This is a genomic window from Mycobacterium sp. UM_CSW (assembly GCF_000455205.1).
Lineage (GTDB): Bacteria > Actinomycetota > Actinomycetes > Mycobacteriales > Mycobacteriaceae > Mycobacterium.
Map to the genome: position 1 here is coordinate 1 of NZ_AUWQ01000157.1, position 1,221 is coordinate 1,221.

General features: G+C 68.1%; 1 protein-coding gene and 1 pseudogene. Both read left to right on the plus strand.

The features are described from left to right. Positions 1-736: AAA family ATPase (locus tag N415_RS30090; RefSeq protein ID WP_081665613.1), on the plus strand; the 736-nt coding region annotated here is incomplete at its 5' end. Positions 737-910: 174 nt separating this feature from the next. Further along, positions 911-1,221: pseudogene (locus tag N415_RS30095) on the plus strand (signal recognition particle-docking protein FtsY); the annotation flags it as partial.

Genomic DNA, 1,221 nt, shown 5'->3' on the forward strand with positions numbered 1-1,221 from the left:
GCAGGCCAAGGAGCGCGGCGAGCAGGTTTTCGCACCCGCTCCCATCCCGTACGACCGGGCCACCCAGGAGCGCCGGGCCAAGCGGGCCGAGAAGGAACTCGCCGAGCTGGGCCGGGTCAACCCGCTGGCGCTGGAGGAGTTCGCTGCGCTGGAGGAGCGCTATAACTTCCTGTCCACCCAGCTCGAGGACGTCAAGGCCGCCCGCAAGGACCTGCTCGACGTCATCGCCGACGTCGATGCGCGCATCCTGCAGGTCTTCAACGACGCGTTCATCGACGTCGAGCGCGAATTCCGGGAAGTCTTCGCCGTGCTGTTCCCCGGCGGCGAGGGCCGGCTGCGGTTGACCGATCCCAACGACATGCTGACTACTGGCATCGAGGTGGAGGCGCGTCCGCCCGGCAAGAAGATCACCCGGCTGTCTTTGCTGTCGGGCGGTGAGAAGGCGCTGACGGCGGTCGCCATGCTGGTGGCGATCTTCCGGGCCCGCCCGTCGCCGTTCTACATCATGGACGAGGTCGAGGCGGCGCTCGACGACACCAACCTGCGCCGGCTGATCAGCCTGTTCGAGCTGCTGCGGGCCAAGTCGCAGATCATCATCATCACCCACCAGAAGCCCACGATGGAGGTCGCCGACGCGCTGTACGGCGTGACCATGCAGGGCGACGGCATTACCGCGGTTATTTCTCAGCGGATGCGTGGGCAGCAGGTGGAGCAGCTGGTCTCGAGCTCCTCGTAGACCTCGGGAGCACGTGAGTGTGAACCGACGGCTTTCGTCGTGAACTGATGGCGCGATTTCGGCGATTCTTCCGCCCAGGAGCAACACCCGAAGGCCAGGACGCACACACCGTGCCCCGGACGCACACCGAACGCGCCTGAGCGCCGGATAACCGTGGCTGGAAGGATTGCCACCGTGTCCCAAGGTCTTTGGATCGCGATCGCAGTCGTCGCTACCCTGGTCGTCATCGCCGCGCTGGTCCTGGGCCTGGTGCGGTACCGCCGCCGAAGGATCAGCCTCGCGCGGCCCGAACCCGAAGCACTCGACCGCTCCGGCGGCTACACCGCGTCGTCGGGCATCACCTTCAGCCGCACCCCGACGGTCGACACCACCGGCCTGCCCGCGGTAGGCGACGACGCGACCGTTCCCCGCGACGCGCCGCGGCGCACGATCTCCGACGTCGAACTACCGGAGCCCGAGACGGCGCCGCCGCCAGCGCCGCCGCC